This window comes from Mesorhizobium sp. WSM4828, assembly GCF_055811175.1.
The window spans coordinates 48,968-69,115 of record NZ_JBVVQK010000002.1 but is presented as its reverse complement, the minus strand read 5'-3'; the positions used below and the strand labels follow the sequence as shown (position 1 = coordinate 69,115).

Below are 20,148 nucleotides of genomic sequence, written 5' to 3'. Positions count from 1 at the left end.
GCATCTCACCGAATGTTCAATCGATTCAGGCGACCGCAAGCCGGGTTGCCCTGCGGCAATTTGGTATTTTGAAACAGCGAATTTGGGCCCCTGGGCGATGGGCCTCAACTTCTTGCTCAAGCCGCCAGCGCCGCTTCCGGCGGCACCTTGGCGCCGGTCATGAAGGCGACCGCGTCGGACATGGTATACTGCTTCGGATCGATAACACAGAGGCGGCGGCCGAGCCGGTGAATGTGGATGCGGTCCGCCACCTCGAAGACATGCGGCATGTTGTGTGAAATCAGCACGATCGGCAGGCCTCGCTTCTTCACGTCGAGGATCAATTCGAGCACGCGCCGGCTCTCCTTGACGCCAAGTGCCGCCGTCGGCTCATCCATGATCACCACCCGGCTGCCGAAGGCGGCGGCGCGCGCCACCGCCACACCTTGACGCTGGCCGCCCGAGAGCGTTTCCACCGCCTGGCTGATGTTCTGGATGGTCATCAGGCCAAGCTCGGTGAGCTTGTCGCGGGCGCGCTTTTCCATCGCCGGACGGTCGAGCATGCGCAGCCAGCTGCCAAGAAAGCCCGGCTTGCGGATCTCGCGGCCGAGGAACATGTTGTCGGCGATGGACAGCGCCGGCGACAGAGCCAGGTTCTGATAGACCGTCTCGATGCCGGCCTCGCGGGCCTCCATCGGCGACTTGAAGGCGATAGGCTTGCCTTCAAGCCGGATCTCGCCTTCGTCGGGGGTGACGGCTCCGGAAATCGCCTTGATAAGCGACGACTTGCCGGCGCCGTTGTCGCCGATGACAGCAAGGATTTCGCCCGGATAGAGATCGAAGTCGGCGCTGTCGAGAGCGGTGACGCGGCCATAGCGCTTGACCAGGCTGCGAGCGGTAAGGATCGGTTCCTGAGTCTGGTTCATGCCGAGATCTTCCTGATCCACTGGTCGATACCAACAGCGATGATGATAAGGGCGCCGACGGACAATTGCGTCCATTGGGGATCTGTCCCCCAAAGCCTGAGGCCGAGCGCGAACACCCCGACGATCAGCGCACCGAAGATGGTCCCGAGGATGGAACCGCGGCCGCCGAACAGCGATGTGCCGCCAATCACCACGGCGGTAATCGAATTGATATTCTCGAACTGCCCGGCCTGCGGCGAGACCGATCCGATGCGTCCGATCAAGGCCCAGCCGGCGATGGCACAAATGATGCCAGTCAGCGTATAGACCGTGACCAGCATCCGGCTGACGCGCACCCCCGACAATTCCGCGGCTTCCGGGTCGTCGCCGACCGCGTAGACATGCCGGCCCCATGCCGTGTGATTGAGCACGTACCAGGCAATTGCCCCCATGATCAGCACCAACAGCACGCCATAGGTGAAGACGGCGCCGCCGATCCTGAACGAGCCGCCGAAAAACTGCAGCAGCGGTGCCGTAGCCTCGAGATCCTGGCTGCGGATGGTCTCGTTGCCGGAATAGATGAAGTTGATGGCAGCGTAGATCGACCAGGTGCCGAGCGTCACGATGAAGGGCGGCAGTTTCACCCAGGCGATGAGAATGCCGTTGATCAAGCCGCAAATCGCGCCGACAAGCAGCCCGACGGCAACGGCGACCGGCGCTGGAACACCGTAATGCATGGCAAACTGGCCCATAACAACCGAGCTCAGCACCATGATGGCGCCGACTGACAGGTCGATGCCAGCGGTGAGCACCACCAGTGTCTGCGCGATGCCGACCATGCCTGTTATCGCCACCTGCTGGAGGATCAGGGTGAGGGTGAAGGGAGAAAAGAAGCGGCCACCGACGACGACTGCGAACAGAACCACCGAGATGAGCAGGATGATCAGCGGCACCATGGCGGGGCTTTTGTGCAAGCGGTGCTGGATGCTCTCCAATGTCGAGCGGGAATGCGTCTCGAATGAAGCGACGCTGGCGTCGCTGGCGGCCAGGACCGTCTCGAATTCCTGCGGTCCCTTGCTCCTGGTTGTTTCGACGCTCAAGTCGGCCTCCCCGCCTGTGATGTGGAGCGGCCGAAACCGCTCCACATTCTCTATTGTTGTTTTGAAGTTGAGCCGATCAGGGGATCAAATCAACCCCAGCACTTGCTGAGGCCTTGCTTCGTGTCGATGGATTCGATGCCGGCGGCAGGCTTGTCGGTGATCAGCGTGACGCCGGTGTTGTAGAAATCCAGACCGGGCGACGGCTCCGGCTTCTTGCCCGTGTCGGCAAAGGTCTTGATCGCTTCGATGCCGAGCGAGGCCATGAGCAGTGGATATTGCTGTGAAGTGGCGCCGATCACGCCCTCGGCAACGTTCTTGACACCGGGGCAGCCGCCATCGACCGAGACAATCAGGACGTCCTTCTCCTTGCCGACGGCCTTCAGCGCCTGGTAGGCGCCCGCGGCCGCAGGTTCGTTGATGGTGTAGACGACGTTGATATCCGGATCCTTCTGCAGGCAATTCTCCATGGCAGTATGCCCGCCATCCTCATTGCCGCTCGACAGATCGTGACAGACGTTGCGTGCGTCGGTTTCGTCGCCGATCTTCTTGGGATCGCCGAGGTCGATGCCGAAGCCCTTCATGAAGCCTTGGTCACGCTGGACGTCGACGGAGGGCTGGCTGGCGATCAGATCCATGTAGGCGATGTGCGCATCCTTGGCTTTGTCGCCCAAGGTAGCCTTTGCCCAGGAGCCGATAAGCTCGCCGGCCTTGAAATTGTCGGTCGCAAACGTCGCATCCGCGGCATCGGCAGGCTCGAGCTGCGTGTCGAGAGCGATCACCAGCACTCCAGCATCGCGCGCCTTCTTCACCGCCGGCACGATGGCCGCAGTGTCGGTGGCGGTGATCAAAATGCCTTTGGCGCCGTCGGCGATGCAGGATTCGATCGCCGCAACCTGGCCCTCATTGTCACCTTCCGCCTTGCCGGCATAGGCTTTCAGATCGACACCGATTTCCTTGGCTTTCGCCGCGGCACCTTCCTTCATCTTGACGAAGAAGGGGTTGGTGTCGGTCTTGGTGATCAGGCAGGCACTGACATTGGCTGCGGACGCGGTCGAAGCAAAGGCCATCAGGCTCAGTCCGGCCGCGGCAAACACGGTGGATTTCAACAGTTTTGACGTGGTCACGATTTTCCTCCCATGGAACCATTTAGGATGCCGGCCAACCGGCATCTGCAGCGCGTCCGACGAAATCTCCCAGTGTCGGCGCCGACCTCAAGAGACACCAGTCCGCCAGCACTGTCAATAATTAAATCACTCTTATTTATTATTGACAACGTAGGATTGTTCACTCACTCTAGACCAAAAGCATTGAGGGGAAACGACGGGAGGAAACAGGGTGGAGACCGGCATTACGAGGCACGGCTCGCCCGATGCGGCCGAAAGCCGTCTGCACCGCGGCACCAATCAAAGCGGCATGCGGGACCACAATGAGCGGCTAGTGCTTTCACTCGTGCGCCAGCACGGCAGCCTGGCCAAATCCGACATCGCACGTATGACCGGGCTCTCGGCGCAGACAGTATCAGTCATCATGCGCGAGCTGGAGGAGGACGACCTGCTCGTCCGGCAGGCGCCGTTGCGCGGCAAGATCGGCCAGCCCTCGATACCCATGGCGCTCAATCCCGACGGCGCCTATTTCATCGGCCTGAAGATCGGCCGCCGCAGCGCCGAGCTGGTGCTGATCGATTTCCTCGGCAATGTGCGCTCGATGCTGCAGCATTCCTACCGCTACCCCGCCCCGCGCGAGACGGTGGAATTCGTCACAAGCGGCATGAAGAAGATGCGCGGCGAACTCACCCCTGCGCAAGACAAACGCATCGCCGGGCTTGGCATCGCCATGCCATTCGAGTTGTGGAACTGGGCCGACACCGCCGGCGCACCGCGCGAAATCATGGACGAATGGCGCCATCGCGACATCCGCGCCGACATCCAGGCGCAATGCGAATTTCCAGTCTATCTGCAGAACGACGCCACCTCGGCCTGCGGCGCCGAGCTCGTGTTCGGCCACGCGGCGGGTACGGCACGCGATTTCGTCTATTTCTATATCGGCGCCTTTGCCGGCGGCGGCATCGTGCTGAACGGCCGGTTGTTTGGCGGCCCAACCGGCAATGCCGGCGCGCTGGGCTCGATGCCGGTGCCCGGGCCGGACGGCAAGCCGACGCAGTTGATCGACGTGGCGTCGATCGCCATGCTGGAAAAGGCGCTCAACGCGCGCGGCGTCGAGGCCTCGCATCTGTGGACATCACCGGGAGATTGGGGCGAGATCGGCGCCGAGCTTGACGACTGGATCGCCAGCGCCTCGCAGGCGCTCGCCTATGCCATCGTTGCGGCGTCCTCAGTCATTGACTTCGAAGCCGCGGTGATCGACGGATGGATGCCGCTCGCCGTGCGCAGGCGGCTTGTCGATGCCGTTATTCAGGCCATCGGCCGGATCGACGGCGAAGGCCTGAGGCTGCCGGCCGTTCGCGAGGGAACCGTCGGCATCCATGCGCGGGCGCTGGGTGGCGCCAGCCTGCCGCTGTCGGAGCGCTTCCTCATCGGCTCGACCACGATTTCCCGGAGCTTCTGAAAATGCTGATCGGCATCCCGGCGCTGCTCGGCCCGGAGCTTCTGGCGATATTGCGCGCCATGGGACATGGCGACGAGATCGCGCTGGTCGACGGCAACTACCCGGCCGAGCAGCAGGCACGGCGGCTGATCCGCGCCGACGGTCATCATCTCGTCCCCGTGCTCGATGCGGTACTGAGCGTGTTGCCGGTCGATGACGCCGTGCCGCAGGCGCTGTTTCGCGCCTCGGCCAAAGGCGATCCGCTGCTCGCCGATCCGGTTCACCATGAAATGGAAGCGATCTGCGCCAGGCGTGCGCCGGGCCGCAAGGTGGTTGCGCTTGCCGGTGCCGACTTCTATGCACGGGTCAAGGCCGCGCACGCAATCGTCGCGACGAGCGAGCCGCGGCTTTATGCCAACATCATCATTCGCAAGGGCGTGATCTATCCGCCGGAAAGCAAGACTTCATGATCCTCTGCTGCGGCGAAGCCCTGATCGATATGCTGCCGCGGACCACGACGGAGGGCGAGCCTGCCTTTGCGCCCTATGTCGGCGGTGCCGTCTTCAACTCGGCAATTGCGCTTGGCCGGCTCGGCGCGCCCGCTGCCTTCTTCTCCGGCCTGTCGTCGGATCTGTTCGGGAGCCAGCTCAGGGAGGCGCTGGGAGCCAGCAAGGTCAGTTCCACCTATGCGCACACCTCGCCGCGGCCAACCACGCTCGCCTTCGTGCGCCTCACGAACGGCCAGGCGACCTACACCTTCTACGACGAGAACACCGCCGGACGCATGCTGACCATCGAGGACCTGCCGGAACTCGGCAGCGAGATCGAGGCCATGCTGTTCGGCGCCATCAGCCTGATCTCGGAACCGGCCGGGTCGGCCTATGAGGAGTTCATGCGACGCGAGCATGAGCGCCGCGTGATGATGCTCGACCCCAACATCCGGCCAAACTTCATTCCGGACAAGGCCAAGCACCTCAGGCGCATCCGCAACATGATGGCGATGGCCGACATCGTGAAACTGTCGGACGAGGATCTGAACTGGTTCGGCGAAGCCGGCTCGCATGAGGACGTGGTCCGCAACTGGCTGGACCGCGGTCCGAAGCTGATCGTCGTCACCCATGGCAGCGAGGGCGCGGTCGGTTATAGCAGCCAGCACCGGGTCACCGTCGTCCCGGACAAGGTCGAGGTGGTCGATACGGTCGGCGCCGGCGACACATTCAATGCCGGCATTCTTGCCTCCTTGCACGAACAGGGTCTGCTCTCGAAGACGGCAATCGCCAGTTTACCCGAAGACGCCATCCAAAAGGCGCTGACGCTCGGCGCCAAGGCCGCGGCGGTGACGGTATCGCGGGCCGGCGCCAATCCGCCATGGCGGCATGAACTCGCCTGACCGGCCGGTGCGCAGCCCATGGACTGCTCACCGGCGATCACTTTATGTTTCGCCCAGCCTGGCGGGCGGGATGCGAAGCCTGTATCAGGCCGGCCGAAGCCCGGATTTCCCGCGTTTAAGAGGGCAGATCGGAAATTAGAGGTAACAGGCTGCGACACTTGAGCAATTCAGGGTTTTGCCCTGCGGCTTTCTCGGCCGTGCCAAGTCTGCTACCAGCGGCCGGTTATCTGACTAAAACGGTTTGAGGCCGACATGCAGTTCATCGATCTTGGCGCGCAGCGCGAACGCATCCGCGACAGGCTGAAAGCGGCAATCGACCGGGTTGTCGACGAGGGCCGCTATATTCTCGGACCTCAGGTCACCGAATTCGAAAACAAGCTCGCCGCCTATATCGGCACCAAGCATGTCGTCGCTTGCGCCAACGGCACCGATGCGCTGCTGCTGCCGCTGTTTGCCGCTGGCATCGGCCCGGGCGACGCGGTGTTCGTGCCGAGCTTCACCTTCGCCGCCACGGCCGAAGTGGTGGCGCTGACCAAGGCCGAACCGGTGTTCGTCGATGTCGATGCTGACAGCTACAATATCGACATCGCCAGCCTCGAGGCGGCAATCGCCATGATCAAGGCGGAGGGCCGGCTGAGGCCGAAGGCAATCATTCCCGTCGACCTGTTCGGCCTCGCCGCCGATTACGAGGCGATCATGGCCATCGCCAATCGCGAAGGCCTGATGGTTATCGAGGATGCCGCGCAGGCGACCGGCGGCTCGGCTGACGGCAAGATGTGCGGCTCGTTCGGCACCGTCGGCTCGACCAGCTTCTATCCGGCAAAGCCGCTCGGCTGCTATGGTGACGGCGGCGCGATGTTCACCAATGACGATGCGCTGGCCGAACAGCTGCGCTCGTTCGCTTTTCACGGCAAGGGCGAGACGCAATATGACAATGTCCGCGTCGGCATCAACTCGCGGCTCGATACCCTGCAGGCGGCGATCCTGATCGAGAAGCTGGCCATCCTCGAGGACGAGATGGTGGCGCGGCAAGCGGTCGCTAATCGCTATGCCGAAGGTCTCGGCGATATCGTCAAGGCAGCGCGCAATCTGGGCGGCGGCCGCTCGGCCTGGGCGCAATACGCCATCGAAACGCCGAAACGCGACGGGCTCAAGGCACATCTCGGCGAAAAGGGCATTCCGTCGGTTATCTATTATGTGAAACCGCTGCACAGCCAGATTGCCTATCGCGACTTTCCGCGCACGCCGACCGGCCTTGTCGTTTCGGAAGAGCTGCCGAAGCGCATCCTGTGCCTGCCGATGCATCCCTATCTGAGCGAGGCCGACCAGGACCGGATCATCGAAACGATCCGTAACTATATCGGCTCGAATTCGGCACATGTAGCGGCGGCATGAATCCGAAAGTTTCGAAGCGTGGTCGCGGATTACATCGACGAGTTCATCATGTTCTGCGCCGGGTTGTGGATGGCTGGCGTCGGCTTCGGATTTTTCCCGGACCCCTCTCAAGCTCGCCCCGGCCAACTGTCGGCATGGTGGACCAACTTTGGAACCCATTTTAAATGGATGGGGCCGCTGTTGATCCTCATCGCGATAGTGCTCGCGTTCGCGGCACCTTCCTAGATGCGCTCGCGCCGGCAACAGGCTCGCCATTGACGGCATCGCTGATCAACAACGGACCGCTCACCTCTGGGCCGCCGGTATCGATTTCGGGATGCTTTGCTCTGCGCCGAAGCATAGTCTGCACCTGTCTTCCCTCTAGGCTGGCTATTTCATGAAGAAGATTGGTTTCCTCTCGTTCGGGCACTGGACGCCCTCGCCGCAATCGCAGACGCGGACGGCATCCGATGCGCTTTTGCAGTCCGTCGAGCTGGCCGTCGCGGCCGAGGAGCTGGGTGCGGACGGCGCGTATTTCCGCGTGCATCACTTCGCGCGCCAGCTCGCCTCGCCCTTCCCGCTGCTGGCAGCGGTTGGGGCGAAGACCAGCCGAATCGAGATCGGCACGGCGGTGATCGACATGCGTTACGAGAACCCGCTCTATATGGCCGAGGACGCCGGCGCCGCCGATCTAATCGCCGGAGGGCGTCTGCAGCTGGGCATCAGCCGCGGCTCGCCGGAGCAAGTAATCGAGGGATGGCGCTACTTCGGCTACGCCCCGCAAGAGGGGGAGAGCGATGCCGACATGGCCCGCAGACACACCGGAGTGCTGCTCGAAGTGTTGCTGGGCAAAGGCTTTGCGCAGCCCAACCCGCGGCCGATGTTTCCCAACCCGCCCGGCCTGCTTCGCGTCGAGCCGCACTCGGAGGGCCTGCGCGAGCGCATCTGGTGGGGCGCCGCCACAAACGCCACCGCAGAATGGGCTGCGAAACTGGGGATGAATCTGCAGAGCTCCACGCTCAAATTCGACGAAGGCGGAAAGCCGTTTCACATCCAGCAGGCCGAACAGATCCGGGCTTTTCGTGAGGCCTGGAAGGCGGCCGGACACACGCGCGAGCCGCGGGTATCGGTGAGCCGGAGCATTTTTGCGCTGGTCGACGATCGCGACCGGGGCTATTTCGGCGGCAACCAGAGCGGAGATCATTTCGGTTATATCGAGGCAGACAGACGCGCGGTGTTCGGCCGCTCCTATGCCGCCGAACCGGACGTCCTGATCGAGCAGCTAAAGGGCGACGAAGCCATCGCCGAGGCCGATACGCTGCTGCTTACCGTCCCCAACCAGCTCGGCGTCGACTACAATGCCCACGTCATCGAGGCGATCCTGACCCATGTCGCCCCCGGCTTGGGCTGGCGCTGACGCGCGACTTTGTTGGAAAAGCTCACGGCGGTCGATACGATGCTCGCGTTCTAGCGGTCTCACTGCTGCTTCCCGTCGGCTCGTTTCAGCATCGCTAATGCGCGACTGATCCGTTGCAGCGCTGTGGCGTTGGCCAGCACTGCGTACAGCACGAACCCACCCGCCAGAATCCAGGGAGAAGCCGCGCCCATGGCGGTAGCGACTCCGTCGGCGGCGAGCAGCACGCAAATGAACACCAGGCGTTCCATCCGCTCGAAGAAATCCGGCCAACCGTGGTTTTCCACAGGGATTTCCAGCGCCGTCCGCGCCTTGGCATAACTTGTGAGTATCCCGCCGGCGAACGCGAACATTGCGATCGCCCACAGATCGGCGACCCAGCCGATTGCCGCAAAGACGGCCAATTCCTGATAGCGGTCGACGACGGCATCGAAATAGCCGCCGGCCTTGGTGCTCATGTTTGTCCGGCGGGCGACCGCACCGTCCAGCGCATCGAAGGTGAAGGCAAAGGCCAGGCAAAGGCCAAAGGCAAGGCTTGAATGGTGGTAGACGTAGGCCGCCGAGGACAAAGCGACGAGCACGAGCCCGCTGGCCGTAACCTGGTTCGGCGTCATGCCGATCCCGATCAGGGGAGAAGCGGCCTGCTCCCATAGCGGGTCGATGCGACTTTTCATGAGACCGGCGATCATGGCGGTTCCTCTGATGATGTCGTTTCACCGAGCTTTACCAGCAATTTGCGGGTTTGTTCCACCGTCGCTACCGTTCGACTTGGTCAACGCAGACGGAGAACTGGCTCAGCAACGTTCTCAACCCGCCGCAACAGCGATTTCTTTTTGGCGAATGCGGCCGACGGATTAAGGTGCTCGCCAAGCCGACGGAGCAAATCGACCGGCGGTCTGGCGGCCGCACCCGAACGATGTGACTATGATTGCTTGCCATCCGTCGGAAGCCAGCCGAAAACTCGATGCATAAATTTTCACCCAAGTTTGCCTACCTGCTCGCGACCTCTCTTGGCGCGGGATTATCTCCAATATGGCCGGGTACAGCGGGCGCAATGGTTGGGGTGGCTGTTGCCGCGGCTCTGGTACCAACATCGCCTTGGCTGACCGTGCTTGCCTATGCGGCCCTGTTCGCCGTCGGCGTGTGGGCGTCATCGCATGTTATCTTCCGAACCGGGACGGAGGACCCGCAGATCGTCGTCATCGATGAGACCTTCGGCGCCGCCGTGACACTTTCAATGCTGCCACTCGACCCACTCTGGTGGGCAGCAGGCTTCCTTGCTTTCCGGTTTTTCGACGTCGTCAAGCCTTGGCCCATCCGTATCATGCATGACAAGATAAGGGGTGGGGCCGGCATCATGCTGGACGATGCTGCCGCGGCTGTCGTCGCTGGGCCGTTGCTGCTCCTGCTGAACGGTTTGATTGACCGTTTGCGGTAACGGCGACATTCGGCCCGCCAAGGCCACGGTGGTCCATCGGAGTTTAGCGACACAAGCGGAGACCGGACCGATGCGAAGCCACAGGATCGCGGCCATTCCAGGCGATGGGATCGGCAAGGAAGTCGTAGCAGCCAGGCTTCGTGCGCTGGCCGTCTGCGCCCTGGGCATCGGAACGCGGGAGGCATCCGCGCCGCTCACCGATGGTGTTCGTGTGCCTGCGTACGGAAACCAAACCCGTCAAGTGTTTCGATCAGCACCTGTACGGGATCAGGCACACCGTGCGATGACCGCCATGCGACAAAGCCGTCCGGCCTGACCAAGACAGCACCGCCGCTTTCAACCCCGAGCGCGGAAGGCCACCGATGGTCCAAGTCAACCAGCTCCCCATTGGCACCCAAGGCGTGGCAGGTCAGCGGCATTCCGAAGCGCTGGCTTACGGCGTCAGCGGCCCGACACCATGCTTCGTCGGCGCAGAGGAGAAGAAGATCGCGATCGCACAAATCGAGACTCGAAATCCGCTGGCCGGCGCGCTCGACCGCGAAATGCGGTAAACGCGTCCCAGAGCGGCCCGACAGCTCCGTGGATTTTTGGAACGGGTGATCGTCCGGCGTGGATTCCCGAGCCACGATGCCTGCAGTGTAGCGTTGGCCAAATACCACGTCGTAATCCTGGACGATCGCAACCGGAGGAGGCAACCGCTTCGACGGATTGTCGAACCATTTCTGTAGGCGGGCGAGCGCTTGCGCCAACGTAGCCTCGATGACCGGCCGGCGCTCCATGTCACCAGGCGACTTGCCGAGGTGACCCATACGATTACGCTGGCATCAGCGGCTTGACGCGATCGACAATGGCGGCGACCGCTTCCTTCGGGCTCTTGCGACCGAGGACAGCAAGCTGAACCTCCTCGAGAAACGTCGACTGAGCGCGAGCGGCTTCGGGAAAAGCCGGGAAGGCCGGTCGCGCCTTGGCGAGCGCGGCAGCCTCGACCTTCGCCTGCGGCAGCGACCCGGCGAACGACGGCTCGGCATAGGTCGAGGTGCGGACGGGGCCATTGCCGTTGCGCGCCATGTCGAGTGTGGCGGCCTTGCTCGCTACGAAGCGGATGTAGCTCCAGGAGAGCTTCTTGTCCGTCGAATTGGCGGGAATGGCCATCGCCCAGGATTCGACGACCGGATGCATTTCGTGACCGCTGCCGAGGGTTTTGGAGCCGGGGAACTCGATTGCCTTGATCTTTCCCGGTGCGGTCGACTGTTCCTTGTTGTTGAGCTGCGCGTAGCGGGCGAAAGGCAGCACCGCGAAGGCAGCGCGCCCCTGCTGCATCCACGTCACCATGTCGTCGTTGCGCGTTGTGGCATAGCTGCGGGGGAGCGCGCCGGCCTTGAAGAGGTCGGCAAGCACGGACAGGCCTTTTTCCATCGCCTCCGGATCGGGGACCACCTTGAACTGCTTGTCGATGAAATCGCCGCCGAAGGCGCGGGCGAACATGACCGGGAAGACGGCGAGGTCGCTCGCAAGGATCATGCCGACGACGGGCGTGCCGGACCTGGAGGTGAAGCTCAGCTTCTTCGCCTGCTCGACCAGTTCCTCCAGCGTGTTCGGTGGCGCCGAAATGCCGGCCTCCTGAAGCAGCTCCTCGTTGTAGAAAAGCCCCTGCGTAGCATGGCGCACCGGAACGCCGACGAGCTTGCCGCCGACGATCATCGACTGGCGCAGGCCCTCGGCGATATCGTCGAAATCCTCGATCGGCTCGGCTTTCCGGAGATCGTCTAGCGGCTCGAACAGCGAGGCGATCTGCGACGTCATGCGGTTGTCGATGACATAGCCGACGTTGAAGTCGGTCTCGCTCAGGCTCGCCTCCCGGAATAGCCGGTCCTGGAGCGGATTGCTGTCGAGCGTCGTCCAGGAGATCTGGGCGTTGTTCTTGTCCTCCCAGGGCTTGATGACATTGCCGGCGGCGCCGGTCGTCAGGTTGGCTTGGTGGACGCGATGGCAAAGCACGTTCAGCGTCTTTACCTGGGCATGGGCCAACCGACCCAAGGCGCTCGTCGCGCCGACGGCCATCGCGGTCGTCAGCAGGGCTCTGCGTGTCATGTGCAAAGGCATTGTCTTCCTCCCTTTCTCGGTGACGTCGTCACCCCTTGGTCGCGCCGGCGGTCAATCCGGCGACGAGAAACCGGTTCATCAGGACCACGAAGACGAGAACCGGCAGCAATTGGACGGTAGAGGCCGCAAAGAGCACGCCCCAGTCGACGCCGTCGATCGAACTGATCATCTCCGAAAGGACCAGAGGCGCGGTCTTGGCGTGGTTGGCGGTGAAGATATAGGCGAACAGAAACTCGTTCCACGCGAAGACGACTACGAAGACGGCGACAGCGAGCATGCCGGGCGCTACGAGCGGCAAGATGATCTTCACAAGGATCGTCAGCGGCCGCGCGCCGTCGAGGACGGCCGCCTCGTCGAGTTCGCGCGGTACCTGGTCGATGAACGTTCGCATCAGGAGCGTGCCGAGCGAGACGAAGAAGGTCGCGTAGAGCAGGATCAGCACCAGATGGGTGTCATTGAGCCCGAGCCGATTGACGACCGGGAACAGTGGCAGCGTCACGACGATCGGCGGGATCAGCCGCGATCCGATCAGAAACATCACCGATCCTTCCAGGAAACGGACGCCACGATAGCGCGAGTAGGCGAAACCGGCGAGCAGACTTGCCATGACGGCAAGCGCCGTCGCCCCGGTGGTGATGATCAGGCTGTTGACGAGCCCGTCGAAAAAGGCCGGCCAGCGCTGCCACAGCGAGGCGTAGTGCTCGAAGGTCGGTTCGAAGAAGAGCTCCGGTGGAACCGCGAAAATCTCGCGACCGGGTTTGAACGACGAGAGCACAATGAAGCCGATCGGAAGCAGTGACCAGACGACGATTGCCGCAACAGCGAGCATCTTTCCGGCACCGATGGCGAGACGCCTAGAACGCATTGGCCACGGATTCCTTGCGCAGCCGCCATACATAGCCAGTCGCAAGCAGCAGCGAGATGACGACCATCATCCACGCCGTCGCCGCCGCCGTGCCGAACGAGTTGTAGCGGAAGCCTTCCTGATAAAGATAAACGGAAACGACCTCGGTCGTGCGTGCCGGGCCGCCCTGGGTCAGGAGCCAGACTTCGGAAAAGAGGCGGAAGGCGAAGATGTAGCGGAAGAGCAGCGCGATCAGCATCGCTGGCGCCAGAAGCGGCAGCGTGATGTTGCGGAAGAGCTGGAACCCATTGGCTCCGTCGGTGCGCCCAGCCTCGTAGAGCTCCTTCGGAACCGCGAGCCGTGCCGCATACAGGATGATGAATGTGAATGGCAGGTGCAGCCAGATCGTGAGCAGGGCGACGAGGATGAGGCCGTGAGAAGGGATAAACGTCCAGTCGAGCGTCGGCAGACCGGTGTATCGCAGCATCAGCGTGATCGGGCCGACGTCCGGATCGAACAGGAAGCGCCACATTGCGACCGCCGTCACCTCGCTGATGGCGTAGGGAGCGAGCACCACGACGAGCATGACGCGCTGGAGGGGAAGCCCGGAGGCGAAGAGCAGGGCCAGGCCAAGGCCGAGCAGCAGTTCGATATGAACCGCCACAGCGACGACGAGGACCGTGTTCCAGACCGAACGCCAAAAATAGGGATCGGTGAGGACGCGGATATAGTTATCAAACCCAACGAAGGTCGCCGATTGGCCGAATGACGAGGCTTCGAAACTCAGCCACAGGACGAAGATGGCGGGGAGCACGATGATCCCAAGCACCAGGAGGTGCACGGGCGTCGCATAGAGGTAGGCAGGCGAAAACGCGAAGCGCCGCCTCTTGGTCTCGCCAGCCGCTTCCGCCGCCCCTTCCCCCCTGTGGCCGACAGACGCCTCGGAACCAAATGCCATTGCTCCTCCCTAAGCGGTTGCGCGTCAGCCGTCCCTGGCGGCAAGTGGAACGGTGCCCTCCACCGTTGTTCTGTACATCACCCGGCGGTATCCGGGGTAATCGTTGATGGCGGTGTGCAGGACATGGGGGTTGTTCCACATACCGAGCGTCTTCGGTTCCCAACGCAGCCTGCAGTTGAATTCGGGCCGGACAGCCCGCGCCATCAGGAAGTCGATCATCGGCTTGCTTTCTTCCTCCGTCATCCCCTTAAAATTGGTCATCACGCTGCTGACGAAGACATAGCGCCGGCCAGTCTCGGGGTGGCGACAGATCACAGGATGCTCGACGACGGCATTCTCGATCGCCTCGACATCGGCCTTGACGCCGAGCCGGCTATGGGCTGCGTTGATGGCGAAGACCCCGCGGCCGCTATGGACGCCCGTCAGCCCTTGCAGGATCTCGACCAGTCGCGGCGAAAGCGAGTCATATGCCTTCTCGAGGCTGGAGAAGCAGGTGTCGCCGCCAACCGGCGGCACCTCCTCACCGTAGAGGATCGTAATGCCCGGTGGCTTCGGTAGCCAGGCGAGGTCCATGTGCCAGTCCTCGCCGATCACCTTGCCCGTGTCGTCCGGCTCGCGCACGAACCGCACAATATCGTCGAAGCCGTCGATCGGCGTGTGCACCGGATTACCGCTAAATGGTCCGAACCGGCGGGCGACCTTGTGGACGCCGGCGGCGTCAAGCTCCTGATCGCGCACGGCGAGCGCATGATACTTGTAGAGCGCGCGGCGAACGTCCTGGAAAGCATCCTCGCTCGCGCTCACCAGATCGATCCCACGAATTTCTGCACCGAGCGCTCCAGTGAAGGGGCTGACCTCGAAACGGGTGAATGCATCATCGCGCAGCACGTGATCCTCCCTAATACGCGTCTCGTCGCCATCAAGGGCTGACTTACCTGCAAGTAAGTAACTCGAAAGCGAAAGGCTGTCAACTCACCCTCGCTTTGATCCACCGGATGTCTAGCCTCGACCCGAGCCCTTTCCCGCATCCTGCCACGCGGCGCGGATGATCGCGGCGAGCGCTGCGAAGGTCCTGGCGACCTCGTCGAAGCTTCCGGTGTCCTGCGTCATCGGTGGACAGGACAGAAGGGTAATGCGCAGCATGTGCACGAGCTCGTCGCTGAGTGTGTCGGAGGAAAGCTCTCCGTCCTTCACCGCCTGGTCCACCGCATGACGCAGGCTCTGATCATAGACCCGGTTGACGCGCTCCAGGGCACGTTCCGCTGGTTCGCCGAGAACCGGGAGGTCGTGGCGAAGGCGCGAAAGCGGGCTCCACATATTGCGGGCTCCCTTCTCAGCGTTGAAACGTTCGTAGAAACGGCGCAGATCCTCGAGCTGCATATCGAGTCGGTCGAAGAACCGGATATCGGGAGTCGTCCAGAAGCGCTTGATCCGGGCCTCGGCGTTGGCGGCGAAGTCGGCGATCAATTCCTCCATCAGCTGACGCTTGTTGCCGAAGTGATGATGGATGTTGGCGCGGGTCGTGCCGATCGCCGTCGCTATATCGCCGAAGCTGAAACCATCGTGGCCGCGCAGGACATAGAACTCGGCCGCGACCTCTTTGATTCTGCTGCGGGTAGAGTGCGCCTCATCGCCGGGAGATCCTGAAGTGTTGGCTCTCATATCCCTTCCGAAATTCATGCCGCCGTTGGACGATCAGTATAGGGGAGCGGGCTGCACCCCCTCGTTTCATACATGGATATTCTTCTACGCACGAGTGGAAGTAATTTGCGCCAGGTGCAGACATTCGCGAAGCATCTTGGCGGCAGCCATTAGCGCGGTGCGGCGGGTGAGCAGATACGGGATGCCTGTATCGAACTTCAATCGGGTTCGCGCCCTCGACTGAGAATTCCGGGTCAAAGCAGGCCCAATCAGCTTGCTGGCGACACGCCGCAAACTCAGGCAGTGGATAGCGGCCGCGCATCCGCTGCGCCGATCACTTCCCGCATTGTCACGATGGTGCGGAACGCCTTCACGTTTGAATCGGCGTGGAAGACCTCCCGCGCAAAGACATCGTACGCCTCCATCCCCGGCAATTGCAGGAGAAGCACGAAATCGGTTTCACCGGTGACATACCAGGCCTGCCGAACCTCCGAGCGCCCACGGAGCTTGCCGATGAAGGCGTCCAACTCGACAGCGCTCTCCCGTTCCAGGGAAACGAGCACATGGACGGTCAGCGGCAGGCCTACGGCCGCCGGACGAACGACGGCAACGTCTGCTGCGATCACGCCATCCTTTCGCAGCCGGCGCAGGCGGCGCAGGACCGCGCTCTGGGAAAGCCCGACCTGCTCGGCGAGACGCCGCGCCGGGATCTGGTTGTCGCGCTGAACCAGCGACAGCAGCACATGGTCGAAGCGATCGAGGGCGGCAGTTTTCGTCATGAGGACAGGCATCTATGACGAAATCAGGCAGCTGGGCAACGACAATAGGCGCCAAGCGGCATCGTTTCCGGAATAGAATTTTCGCCTCATGACCACAGACACACAGCCGGGCCTTGGCCCCGATCTCATTGCGGCGCTGTTACAGCGCCTGTCGCCGTTTTATGCACCGACACCGCTGCTCGACCTGCCAAACCTGGCTGCGAGCCTGGATGTGACCCAGGTGCTTGCCAAGAACGAGGGCCACCGTGCCCTGGGCAGCTTCAAGTCCCTCGGCGGCACGTATGCCGGTCTGTGCGCTCTCGCTCGCACTACCGGGATGGATATCGATGAATTGCTCGATCCAGAGCGGGGCCAGACGCCGCTGCCGGCGCTAGTCACGGCCAGCGCCGGCAATCACGGACTTGCCGTTGCGGCGGCGGCGAAGTTTGCCGGCGGGAGGGCAAGAATATACCTCCACACGGGCGTTCCTGCAGCGCGAGTGCGGCGTATCGAGTCCCAAGGCGCTGAAATCGTGTGGGTCGACGGCACCTATGACGATGCGGTGGATCGAGCCTCTGCGGCGGCCCGCGCTGGAGAAGGCATTCTGGTTGCCGACACCTCGAGCGACCCGGATGACCCAGCTGTCGCTGATGTCGTCGCTGGCTATGGCGTGCTTGCTGCGGAAATCCGTCGCCAGGTCGACGAGACCGGCCATCTGAGGCCAACCCACCTTTTCGTGCAGGCCGGTGTCGGTGGACTTGCCGCCGCCCTGACGACTGGGCTGAAGGACTGGCTGATGCCTCCAGCCATGATCGTCGTCGTAGAACCAGAGGCCGCAGCCTGCGTCGCGGCCGCGCTGTCGCAAGGACGGTCGGTGCGGATATCCGGCGATCTCAAGACGTCGGCGGACATGCTCGCCTGTGGCGAAGCAGCCGCATCGGCGCTCGACGTACTCCGCCAAGGCAACGCTCGGGTCATAACCGTGTCCGAAGCGGCGCTTGCCGACGCGAAGAGCCGGCTTCGCGAGGCAAACGGTCCAGGTACAACCCCGTCGGGTGCCGCCGGCCTCGCTGGTCTCGCCACAGCCGTCGCGGCTTCCGGCCGGTCGCAGGAGCTTGCGCTCGACCGATCGAGCCGGGTGCTGATCATCGTGACCGAGGCCGAACTGGAGAAGGACGCATGACGATGGCGCCGGACCCGGGACTATTGAGCAGAAGAGCGGCTGGGCCACGGACTGCTCAGATGGCCGCGTTCCAGACCCAACGCAGAACGGGTCCATGAAGCTTATCTACCAGACCCACTCCCCCTACGCGCGCAAGGTTCTGGTCTTTGCCCACGAGGCTGGGCTTGCCGGACGTCTGCGCGTCATTCATCAGGAGACGAGCCCCATCAATCGCAACGATGATGTGTTTGCGATCAATCCGCTTGGCAAGGTGCCCGTTCTCATTCTCGATGACGGCTATGCGATCTTCGATTCGGGCGTAATCTGCGACTATCTCGACAATCTCGAAAGCAATCGTCGGCTCATCCCCGAGACAGGGCGGGCCAAATGGTCCGCCTTGCGCGCCTCCAGGCGCTCGCCGGCGGCATGTGCGATGCAGGCATTTCCATTCGCTGGGAAAACGAGCGCCGCCCTCAACATCTGCGTTATCCCGCCTTGGGCGCAGGCATGACGATGAAGCTTATCGAATCCTATGACTTCGTGGAACGCGAGGTCGAATTCGACGCGCCGCTCCATATCGGCCACATCGCGCTAGCCACTTGCCTAACCTGGCTGGAATTCCGCGGACTGCCCGACTTCTTGCAGGGAAGGCCACGACTGGAACAATGGTATAGATCCTTCGTGGAGCGCCCTTCAATGCGTGCCACACCCTACGGCGGCGACACGCGAGATTGATATCGATCGCCAGGCTTTCGAAATCCAGTATGTGCCGCTCACCAGCCAAGCATTCTCGCGACCATTCGCTGGTCGGCCCCGATGATACTGCGCGAAACCGGTAATCTTGCCAGCACAGCCTTGAGGGCGGCCATCAAGGCCATTTCTTCGTCTGTGCGCCTGGCCTGACGCAGCGCCGCGTCAGGAAGCGGCCACTGCAACGAAAAGCGATTGTCCTTGCCTTTCGATGCGGAACAGGATGGGCTTTTTCTGCTGGCGGGATTTCGCCCACTCTTGCTGGATATCCGACGGCTGCGTCACGTTGCGGTTGTTGGCCGAGACGATGACGTCGCCAGGCCGAAGGCCGTTCTCGGCGGCGGGGCTATTTGGCGCCACCTCCTGGATGAACACGCCGGTGGTACCCGGCTGGAGACCGAGTTGCTGGCGCGCTTCGTCCGGAATCGGGCTGAGCGACAGTCCGAGGCGTTGGTCCCCCGCTTCGGGACTCGGAACGGCACCGGTCTGCACCTCCTCGTCCTTGCGTTGACCGACGGTCAGCTCCACCTCCTGCTGGGAGCCGCCGCGGTTCCTTGTCAGCGTCGCTTTCGACCCTGGCTTTTCGTTTGCTGCCGCCAACGTCAAGTCATGGACGCCCTGGATGTCCTGGCCGTTGAACCGGGTGATCACATCGCCCGATTGCAAGCCTGCCTTCTCCGCCGGGCTGCCGGGCTCGACAGAGGCGACCAGCGCTCCCTTGGTGCTCGATATCCCAAGCGCTTGGGCAAGCGACGGCGTCACCTCCTGGAGACGCACTCCGATAAAACCGCGCTCGATCCGGCCCGTGCGGATCAGCTGATCGGCGACGCTCCGTGCAGTTCGGGACGGCACGGCGAAACCGATGCCTATGCTGCCGCCCGACGGCGAGACGATAGCCGTGTTGACCCCGATTACTTCGCCGCGCGCGTTGAACAGGGGGCCGCCGGAATTGCCTCTGTTGATCGAGGCGTCTGTCTGGAGGAAATCGTCGTAAGGGCCGGCCTGGATGTCGCGCGATCGGGCGGAAAGAACGCCGACGGTCACGGTTCCGCCGAGCCCGAAGGGACTGCCAATCGCGATCGTCCAGGCACCCGGCTGCATTGCGTCAGAATCACCCCAGGCGGTGGTCGTCATGTTGGGGCGTGGATCGACCTTCAGCACCGCGATGTCGGTTGCTGGATCGCGGCCCACCAGTCGCGCGGGCGACGTCTCCTTGTCGGAGAATACGACGTGGATTTCGGTGGAGTCGGCCACGACATGATTGTTGGTGACGATGTAGCCCTCGGGACTGATCACGAAGCCGGAGCCAAGAGCTTCTCGCACCTGCGGCTGGGCAGGCCCGCGGCTGTCGAAGGGGTTGAGAAAATCGTCGAGCATCGTTTGGTCCTGGATGATCTGCCTGGTCGTGATCGCGACCACGGCTGGCAGCTTCTGACGCACGATTGCGCTGAAGTCGTTCGGGATTTCCTGTGCCGAAACCGCAGCAGGGCCGCCAGCCGAGAGCATTAAAATTCCTGCGACGAGGCCAATGCACAGTCGCTTCCTGGAAATGTAAGACATGATTGGTTCTCCTGCCCGACCGCCCTGGCACTGCTGCGCGACTTGTCCCAGACGCAAGAACTGACATTCACGCCGATTGTTTCACCGGTTCGAAAAAATGTTGATGGTGGGCTGAACGGCGAAGAATGTGGCCTTGCGTGGCCATTGAAATTTGGTCGAAACTCTCCAAAATGTCAGCTGGTGGAAATCGCGAGAGCCACCAACATGACGTCAACATAGGAGACCATT

General features: G+C 62.6%; 22 protein-coding genes. 10 read left to right on the top strand and 12 right to left on the bottom strand.

Features of this window, described 5'->3' with window-relative positions:
• Positions 1-116: 116 nt before the first annotated feature.
• The 3 genes from AC0L2X_RS03055 to AC0L2X_RS03045 all read right to left on the bottom strand — a co-directional run bounded on the left by AC0L2X_RS03055 (position 117) and on the right by AC0L2X_RS03045 (position 3,090).
• Positions 117-905, bottom strand: coding sequence for an ATP-binding cassette domain-containing protein (locus AC0L2X_RS03055; protein ID WP_352665846.1), 789 nt, complete (start codon positions 903-905; stop codon positions 117-119).
• On the bottom strand, positions 902-1,984 hold the full coding sequence (locus AC0L2X_RS03050; RefSeq protein ID WP_352566490.1) for an ABC transporter permease: 1,083 nt from the start codon (positions 1,982-1,984) through the stop codon (positions 902-904). The genes AC0L2X_RS03055 and AC0L2X_RS03050 overlap by 4 nt, the downstream gene beginning before the upstream one ends.
• 89 nt (positions 1,985-2,073) lie before the next feature.
• Complete coding sequence (locus tag AC0L2X_RS03045) at positions 2,074-3,090, bottom strand: sugar ABC transporter substrate-binding protein (protein ID WP_352665933.1); 1,017 nt, start codon at positions 3,088-3,090, stop codon at positions 2,074-2,076.
• Positions 3,091-3,319: 229 nt separating this feature from the next.
• On the opposite strand from AC0L2X_RS03045, the gene AC0L2X_RS03040 reads away from it, so the two are divergent.
• The 6 genes from AC0L2X_RS03040 to AC0L2X_RS03015 all read left to right on the top strand — a co-directional run bounded on the left by AC0L2X_RS03040 (position 3,320) and on the right by AC0L2X_RS03015 (position 8,709).
• Positions 3,320-4,549, top strand: a complete 1,230-nt coding sequence (locus AC0L2X_RS03040) for an ROK family transcriptional regulator (protein WP_473554363.1) — start codon at positions 3,320-3,322, stop codon at positions 4,547-4,549.
• Positions 4,550-4,551: 2 nt separating this feature from the next.
• Positions 4,552-4,998, top strand: coding sequence for an RbsD/FucU family protein (locus tag AC0L2X_RS03035; protein WP_473554360.1), 447 nt, complete (start codon positions 4,552-4,554; stop codon positions 4,996-4,998).
• Entirely contained in the window at positions 4,995-5,918 is a 924-nt protein-coding gene (locus tag AC0L2X_RS03030) for a carbohydrate kinase family protein (protein ID WP_473554358.1), read from the top strand. Before AC0L2X_RS03035 ends, AC0L2X_RS03030 begins: the two co-directional genes overlap by 4 nt.
• A gap of 252 nt (positions 5,919-6,170) precedes the next feature.
• Positions 6,171-7,313 carry a DegT/DnrJ/EryC1/StrS family aminotransferase gene (locus AC0L2X_RS03025; protein WP_473554357.1) on the top strand — a complete coding sequence of 381 codons (1,143 nt, stop codon included), beginning with the start codon at positions 6,171-6,173 and terminating at the stop codon, positions 7,311-7,313.
• Between the two features lie 18 nt (positions 7,314-7,331).
• Positions 7,332-7,538 (top strand): hypothetical protein, encoded by a 207-nt coding sequence (locus AC0L2X_RS03020; protein ID WP_473554354.1) that lies wholly within the window; start codon positions 7,332-7,334, stop codon positions 7,536-7,538.
• Positions 7,539-7,689: 151 nt separating this feature from the next.
• Positions 7,690-8,709 carry an LLM class flavin-dependent oxidoreductase gene (locus AC0L2X_RS03015; protein WP_473554352.1) on the top strand — a complete coding sequence of 340 codons (1,020 nt, stop codon included), beginning with the start codon at positions 7,690-7,692 and terminating at the stop codon, positions 8,707-8,709.
• A gap of 59 nt (positions 8,710-8,768) precedes the next feature.
• Here AC0L2X_RS03015 and AC0L2X_RS03010 read toward each other — a convergent pair whose 3' ends face one another.
• Positions 8,769-9,395 (bottom strand): CDP-alcohol phosphatidyltransferase family protein, encoded by a 627-nt coding sequence (locus AC0L2X_RS03010; protein ID WP_352566476.1) that lies wholly within the window; start codon positions 9,393-9,395, stop codon positions 8,769-8,771.
• Positions 9,396-9,634: 239 nt separating this feature from the next.
• On the opposite strand from AC0L2X_RS03010, the gene AC0L2X_RS03005 reads away from it, so the two are divergent.
• Positions 9,635-10,144, top strand: a complete 510-nt coding sequence (locus AC0L2X_RS03005; protein ID WP_473554350.1) for a phosphatidylglycerophosphatase A family protein — start codon at positions 9,635-9,637, stop codon at positions 10,142-10,144.
• 194 nt (positions 10,145-10,338) lie between these two features.
• On the opposite strand, the gene AC0L2X_RS03000 is transcribed toward AC0L2X_RS03005, so the two are convergent.
• From AC0L2X_RS03000 to AC0L2X_RS02970, 7 genes are all read right to left on the bottom strand, one after another.
• Positions 10,339-10,893 (bottom strand): aromatic-ring hydroxylase C-terminal domain-containing protein, encoded by a 555-nt coding sequence (locus AC0L2X_RS03000; RefSeq protein ID WP_473554347.1) that lies wholly within the window; start codon positions 10,891-10,893, stop codon positions 10,339-10,341.
• Positions 10,894-10,957: 64 nt separating this feature from the next.
• A complete protein-coding gene (locus AC0L2X_RS02995) occupies positions 10,958-12,247 on the bottom strand; it encodes an ABC transporter substrate-binding protein (RefSeq protein WP_473554346.1) in 1,290 nt (429 codons plus the stop codon).
• Between the two features lie 28 nt (positions 12,248-12,275).
• Complete coding sequence (locus tag AC0L2X_RS02990) at positions 12,276-13,112, bottom strand: carbohydrate ABC transporter permease (protein ID WP_352566469.1); 837 nt, start codon at positions 13,110-13,112, stop codon at positions 12,276-12,278.
• Entirely contained in the window at positions 13,102-14,049 is a 948-nt protein-coding gene (locus AC0L2X_RS02985) for a carbohydrate ABC transporter permease (protein WP_473554344.1), read from the bottom strand. Before AC0L2X_RS02985 ends, AC0L2X_RS02990 begins: the two co-directional genes overlap by 11 nt.
• 24 nt (positions 14,050-14,073) lie before the next feature.
• Positions 14,074-14,937, bottom strand: a complete 864-nt coding sequence (locus AC0L2X_RS02980) for a TauD/TfdA dioxygenase family protein (protein WP_352683794.1) — start codon at positions 14,935-14,937, stop codon at positions 14,074-14,076.
• Positions 14,938-15,048: 111 nt separating this feature from the next.
• A complete protein-coding gene (locus AC0L2X_RS02975) occupies positions 15,049-15,711 on the bottom strand; it encodes a TetR/AcrR family transcriptional regulator (protein ID WP_352566463.1) in 663 nt (220 codons plus the stop codon).
• A gap of 275 nt (positions 15,712-15,986) precedes the next feature.
• Positions 15,987-16,469 carry an Lrp/AsnC family transcriptional regulator gene (locus tag AC0L2X_RS02970; protein WP_473554341.1) on the bottom strand — a complete coding sequence of 161 codons (483 nt, stop codon included), beginning with the start codon at positions 16,467-16,469 and terminating at the stop codon, positions 15,987-15,989.
• Positions 16,470-16,557: 88 nt separating this feature from the next.
• Between AC0L2X_RS02970 and AC0L2X_RS02965 the strand changes: the two genes are divergently transcribed.
• From AC0L2X_RS02965 to AC0L2X_RS02955, 3 genes are all read left to right on the top strand, one after another.
• Positions 16,558-17,631 (top strand): pyridoxal-phosphate dependent enzyme, encoded by a 1,074-nt coding sequence (locus AC0L2X_RS02965; protein ID WP_473554338.1) that lies wholly within the window; start codon positions 16,558-16,560, stop codon positions 17,629-17,631.
• A gap of 94 nt (positions 17,632-17,725) precedes the next feature.
• Positions 17,726-18,121, top strand: coding sequence for a glutathione S-transferase N-terminal domain-containing protein (locus AC0L2X_RS02960; protein WP_473554337.1), 396 nt, complete (start codon positions 17,726-17,728; stop codon positions 18,119-18,121).
• On the top strand, positions 18,118-18,345 hold the full coding sequence (locus tag AC0L2X_RS02955) for a glutathione S-transferase family protein (RefSeq protein WP_473554335.1): 228 nt from the start codon (positions 18,118-18,120) through the stop codon (positions 18,343-18,345). The genes AC0L2X_RS02960 and AC0L2X_RS02955 overlap by 4 nt, the downstream gene beginning before the upstream one ends.
• 180 nt (positions 18,346-18,525) lie before the next feature.
• On the opposite strand, the gene AC0L2X_RS02950 is transcribed toward AC0L2X_RS02955, so the two are convergent.
• On the bottom strand, positions 18,526-19,920 hold the full coding sequence (locus AC0L2X_RS02950; RefSeq protein ID WP_473554332.1) for a Do family serine endopeptidase: 1,395 nt from the start codon (positions 19,918-19,920) through the stop codon (positions 18,526-18,528).
• Positions 19,921-20,148: the final 228 nt, after the last annotated feature.